This window comes from Mycobacterium sp. (assembly GCF_032162105.1).
GTDB lineage: Bacteria > Actinomycetota > Actinomycetes > Mycobacteriales > Mycobacteriaceae > Mycobacterium.
This window is the reverse complement of record NZ_JAVRPS010000444.1, coordinates 1-5,036: the sequence shown is the minus strand read 5'-3', so window position 1 is coordinate 5,036 and position 5,036 is coordinate 1. Positions and strand designations below refer to the sequence as shown.

General features: G+C 64.3%; 6 protein-coding genes. 1 reads left to right on the top strand and 5 read right to left on the bottom strand.

Features of this window, described 5'->3' with window-relative positions:
* Nucleotides 1–90: 90 nt before the first annotated feature.
* The 5 genes from QOC69_RS22535 to QOC69_RS22515 form a co-directional block, all read right to left on the bottom strand.
* Nucleotides 91–579 carry a TetR/AcrR family transcriptional regulator gene (locus QOC69_RS22535; protein WP_526443738.1) on the bottom strand — a complete coding sequence of 163 codons (489 nt, stop codon included), beginning with the start codon at nt 577–579 and terminating at the stop codon, nt 91–93.
* Nucleotides 572–1,474, bottom strand: a complete 903-nt coding sequence (locus QOC69_RS22530; protein ID WP_526443736.1) for an EamA family transporter — start codon at nt 1,472–1,474, stop codon at nt 572–574. Before QOC69_RS22530 ends, QOC69_RS22535 begins: the two co-directional genes overlap by 8 nt.
* Before the next feature lie 78 nt (nt 1,475–1,552).
* Nucleotides 1,553–2,524, bottom strand: a complete 972-nt coding sequence (locus QOC69_RS22525; protein WP_526443734.1) for a tripartite tricarboxylate transporter substrate binding protein — start codon at nt 2,522–2,524, stop codon at nt 1,553–1,555.
* A gap of 98 nt (nt 2,525–2,622) precedes the next feature.
* A complete protein-coding gene (locus tag QOC69_RS22520; RefSeq protein WP_526443732.1) occupies nt 2,623–3,528 on the bottom strand; it encodes an SDR family oxidoreductase in 906 nt (301 codons plus the stop codon).
* A gap of 223 nt (nt 3,529–3,751) precedes the next feature.
* Nucleotides 3,752–4,102: a hypothetical protein gene (locus tag QOC69_RS22515; protein WP_526443730.1), complete on the bottom strand. Its 351-nt coding sequence runs from the start codon at nt 4,100–4,102 to the stop codon at nt 3,752–3,754.
* A gap of 297 nt (nt 4,103–4,399) precedes the next feature.
* Here QOC69_RS22515 and QOC69_RS22510 point away from each other — a divergent pair.
* The coding region (locus QOC69_RS22510; protein WP_526443728.1) for a PQQ-dependent sugar dehydrogenase at nt 4,400–5,036 on the top strand (637 nt) is incomplete at its 3' end.

The window sequence follows — 5,036 nt, the reverse complement described above, 5'->3', positions numbered from 1 at the left end:
TCTCACACAAAGCCCTGTTCAACGCGGCAATCGCGACGAACTTTCGAGGCTCTCGTGACTCGTCTGTTTTGGGACGCCAGTACGGGGAACTTACTGCACCCCGAGGGCGCGGAGGTGTTCGATCATGGTGTCGACGGCCGCTTCCAGCGGAGCGGTGTCACGGCGCACCTGGCTGAGCAGCAGGCCGCCCTGGATGGCCGCCAGCATCGCGAGTGCCAGGTTGTCGACCTCGGTGCCGTCGGGTAGTTCGCCGCGAGCGGCGATGGCCGTGAGCCCGTCGCGAATCATGGTCTCCCACTGAACGAACGACCGCGCGACCTGCGCGCGGGCCAGCGGGTCGGTTTCGGCGAGATCGCTTCCCAGCGATCCGATGGGGCAGCCGCCGACACAGCCCAACCCCCGCAACATGTCGACCATGATGTCGCGCCACCGGCGCAGGTCCTCAAGGCATTCCAGGCGATCCAGACCCATGTGCTGAACGGCGAGGACCCGGTCGGTCTGAAAGTCGATGACTGCCGCGACCAGGTCGCCCTTGTCGGCGAAGTAGTGATACATCTGCGACGTGCTCGGTTCAACCACCCACAGACGCGTTGCGTTTGGCGTGGATGGCGACGAGTCCGCCACCGATCACCAAGGCCATGCCGAGACACGCGATCAGTGTCGGGGCGTGATCCCACACAATCCAGTCGATGAGTGCGGTGAACACGATGACGGAGTAGATGAATGGCCCGACCTTCTCCGCCGATGCATAGCGGTATGCCAGCACGATGAGAATCTGCGAAAGCAGTTGTGCGAACCCGAGGCAGATCAACCACACCCAGGCCCGTGCGGGAAATGGTTGCCAGTCGAACGCCGCGATGGGAACCGCCATCACCGTGGCGAGTAGGAAGTAGTAGAAGAGGATCCTGGTGATGGGCTCGGTCGCCCCGAGCCAGCGGACCGACATCATCGCAACGGCCAGAAACAATGCGCCGGAGAGCGCGGACAATTCGCCGACGTTGAAACTGCGGCCTTGGGGCTGCAACACGAGGATTACTCCAGCAAAGCCGATGCCGGCGCCGAGCCAAGTCGCCGTCGATACCCGCTGACGAGTGACGATCCACGCGACGAGGGGCATCCACAGCGGGGCGCTGTAGGTCAGCAGGGTGGCGTTGGCCAGCGGTATCTGCGTGATGGCGAAGAACAGCGCATACCAGCACGCGGTGCCGGTTGCTGCCCGCAGGAGGTGGAGACCGATCTTGTCGGTTCGCAGTGACCTCCAGCCGCCCCGTAGTGCGACCGGGATGATGAACAGGAAGCAGATCAAGTTCTGGAACAGCAGTAGCACCCCGGTCGACGTGTACTGACCGGACACCTTTGCAAGAGTGCCCACCAGCGCGACGCAGAAGAAGGCTGCGGTGGTGAGAACTGCCCCCAGGACGAGGTTCTCGGGTCTGCGGCCCACGCCGGTGTCGGACGTCTCCACGTCACTCATGGGACACCTTTCATCAGGACGGGGTATCTGCGCGCGGCCGTCGTCAGGCTCGTCGTCGATGCGATTGAGGCCTTTCAGTCACTGGCCCGCCTGCTCGAGTGCAGCCTTGACGTCCGTCTGGGTCTTCGCCAAGAAGGTCTGAAACTCGTCCCCGATCATGAAGGTGGTGGTGAACTGGCTCCGCTCCGCGATCTGCTTCCACATCGGAGACTCCACCATCTCGCCGAGCGCCTTCTGCCAGTACGCAACGGCGAACTCCGGCATGTCCGGCGGCCCATAGAGGCCTCGCCAGTTCGAGAGGGTGACGTCGAGTCCCTGCTCCCTGGCGGTGGGAGCGTCAAGACCGGGCAATCGTTTCTCGGCCAGCACACCGAGCGCCCTCAGGTCTCCCGACTTCAACTGGCTGATGAACTCACTAACACCGCCGATTGCAACGCTGATGCCTCCGTTGTGAAGCGCGGTGCTCTGGTCACCGCCTCCCTCGTGGGTGACGTAGTGGACGGATGAAGGGGCACCGCCCGCGGCAGAGACCAATAGGTCGAAGGGGGCCTCGTCGTCGTGGGCGGCACCGACCGCGACGCGGCCGGGGTCGGACTTGATTGCCGTCATGACGTCATTGAGGTTCTTGAACGGGGAGTCAGAACCGGTGACGACGACGAAGTACTCCGTCATCAGCCGGGCGATCATGGTGACGTCGTCGTACCCGTACTTGGACTTGCCGCGGAGCTCGTTCATCATCATCGACAGCGACGTGACCGAGACCTCGTCGTCGTCGCCCTTGTACCGCTCCACCATGGTGACGAGAAAGTCCGCTCCGCTCGCGCCCGGTCGATTCTGCACCGGGAGCGGCACCTCAACGATGGATTCCTTCTGCAAGGCCTCGACGACCGAGCGGATCGTGATGTCGAATCCACTTCCAGGGTTGGCTCCTGCCGTCATCGTTACAGGGCCCGAGGGATAGCCCTCTGCGCCGGAGGCTCGCTTGGAGTCCTGACAACCCGTCAGGATGAGCGAAGCAGCCAGCATGGCGCTGATTGCGGATTTGATCATCAAGGCCGTGGGCTCCTAGGTCGTGGATTGTCGGCGAGGGCCTCGGGTCTGCGACCCACGCCGGTGTGGACGTCTCCACGTCACTCGCATGAGATGTGTCAGGGACGGGCGACCGGGATGAGGGCCGCCGGTGGGTTCTTGGCGGCCTCTGATGAATCGGCGTTGGCGTTCATGCGGTTGGTTTCGCGCTCCAGGATGTTGTTGAGCACGCGGGGCGCGACGACGTCGAGTGCCCGTAGCGCAAGTGCCTTGCGGGGTGCGATGCGGATCGGTCTGGTCCTGGCGGCGGTCACCATCCAGTCGGCGGCCTCGTCGGCACTGAGTGCGGCTATGCCGTCGTAGGCGCGGGTAGCAGCGATCATCGGCGTCGCCACCAAGGGGTAGTAGACGGTGGTGGAGTGCACACCCGCATGGCCCCACTCGGTGTCGATGACGCGGCTCACGGCGCTCAATGCTGCCTTGGATGCGTTGTAGGCGGCGAACATTGGCGAGGATTCCGGAAGCACACGCCAGGTGGCGACATTGATGATGTGTCCATCGCCGCGTTCGATCATTCCCGGGGCCAGACCCCGGATGAGCCGCAGTGGTGCGTAGTAGTTGAGCGCCATGACTCGCTCGACGTCATGCCAGCGCTCCAGCGACTCGGCCAGCGGCCTGCGGATGGACCTGGCCGCGTTGTTGATCAGAATGTCCACGGGGCCAACCGCTTCCACCACCTTGTCGACCTCTTCGAGGTTGGACAGATCGGCCCGTATCGCGGTGGCACTGCCGCCGCACGCCGTGATCAGGTCGACCACCTGGGCCAGCAGTCCGTCCCGACGCGCGACCGCGATGACCGATGCTCCTTCGGCGGCGAGCTTCTGCGCAGCAACCGCACCGATCCCCGACGACGCGCCGGTCAGCAAAATCCGCTTGCCGCGCAGATCCACGGGCGTGCGAGCGGGCCATCGCGGCACCGGACGCATCCCGGCCAGCCGCATAGCCCGCTTGATGTTCGGAATCACAGCCTGCACCCCCGTCTGGTCGGCACAGTGCTGGCCGCTTCCACCCCCAATGTATGGCCAGGCGGCCGTCTCCGTAGCAAATTTACCTATTCGTCAAAAAATGACGTCCTGTTCGTCGGAAAGTCGGCGAAGACGGTGGTCGACACGAGGTTGCGACTGGCTATCGAGACTCTCGTATGTCGTCTATTTGGAGACGTCGTCAGCTCGTCTGAACGACGTCTCCTTAGATCGCTTCCAGCTTTGCCACCTGATCGTTGAAGAGCTTCACCAAGGGGGTCACCAGGTCTTCGTGCACGGTCAGCGCACCGCGGTGGGTCTGACCGTCGAAACCGATGTGGTTGATCTCGACCCGCCACAGCCGTCCCGGTTCGAGGGGGCAACCAGGCCGCCAACTCGCGCCGAGCTCGGTGGCGGTGACCGGGTGAACGGTCGCGGCGGGAGGTGCCGGCGGCGCGCGGGCTGGCGGCGGCGCCGGGACGGACGGCGCCGGCCTGGCGACAGACGGTGATGATGTCGCCGGAGGAGGCGGTGGCGGAGAGGTGCATTGCACAAGCACGGCACCGACAGTGGCCACTACTGCCAGTGTCGCGATCCTCATAACGCCGATCGGCGACGAGCTCTTAACGCTTGCATTCATCCCAAAACACCGCCGCAATAGGCGGTTTCGCTGGACAGGTCCAGTTACGGTCCACGGTATCGCAGACAACATGATCAGTGGCCGGCCGCTTGATTCCAGTACGCCAGGACTGAACGGCTCGTCGGAGAGATGCCGGGCGGCGGGGCCGGAGGTGATTTGACAGACGATTACGGGTACTAGCGTTGTGTGGCCATTCCACGAGCAGTAGCCAGCCGGGGTGACTCGCCGGTGCGCATGGGACTGAAGCGAGCCGCGGTAGCGCTCGCCTCGACCGTGCTGTTGGTCGTCGCGTGCGCGAACGACGTCGAATCTCGCGGTCAGCCGAACGCTGCCGGACTCGACGACATTGCCACCAACCTCGATGTGCCGTGGGGGATCGCGTTTCTGTCCGACGGCAGCGCGCTGATCGCCGAACGTGACAGCGGCGCAATCAAGCGCATGTCGGCGCCCGGCGTGGTGAATCAGGTTGGCGGCGTCGCCGGCGTCGCACCGCACGGGGAAGGCGGTCTGCTCGGTCTCGCCACTTCTGGTCAGACGGTCTTTGCGTACATCACAACAGCGCAGGACAACCGCGTGGTCCGGATGCGCTTCGACGGGAGCGCCGTAACCGAGCAGTCGCCGATACTTACTGGTATTCCTGCGGGTTCCAACCACGACGGCGGGCGCATCGCGTTCGGCCCCGACGGCAAGCTCTATGTGGCGACGGGGGAAAGCGGCAATCCTCAGCTGGCACAGAACCGGTCGTCGCTGGGCGGCAAGATCCTTCGCATCAATCCCGACGGCTCCATCCCGTCCGACAATCCCGATCCGGCATCGCCGGTCTGGTCATTCGGTCACCGCAATATCCAGGGGTTGGCGTGGGACTCCGCTG

What these genes read in the sequence shown, in the direction of transcription:
- QOC69_RS22530 (WP_526443736.1), bottom strand. Translation starts at nt 1,474, where the DNA reads ATGAGTGACGTGGAGACGTCCGACACCGGCGTGGGCCGCAGACCCGAG.
- QOC69_RS22525 (WP_526443734.1), bottom strand. Translation starts at nt 2,524, where the DNA reads ATGATCAAATCCGCAATCAGCGCCATGCTGGCTGCTTCGCTCATCCTG.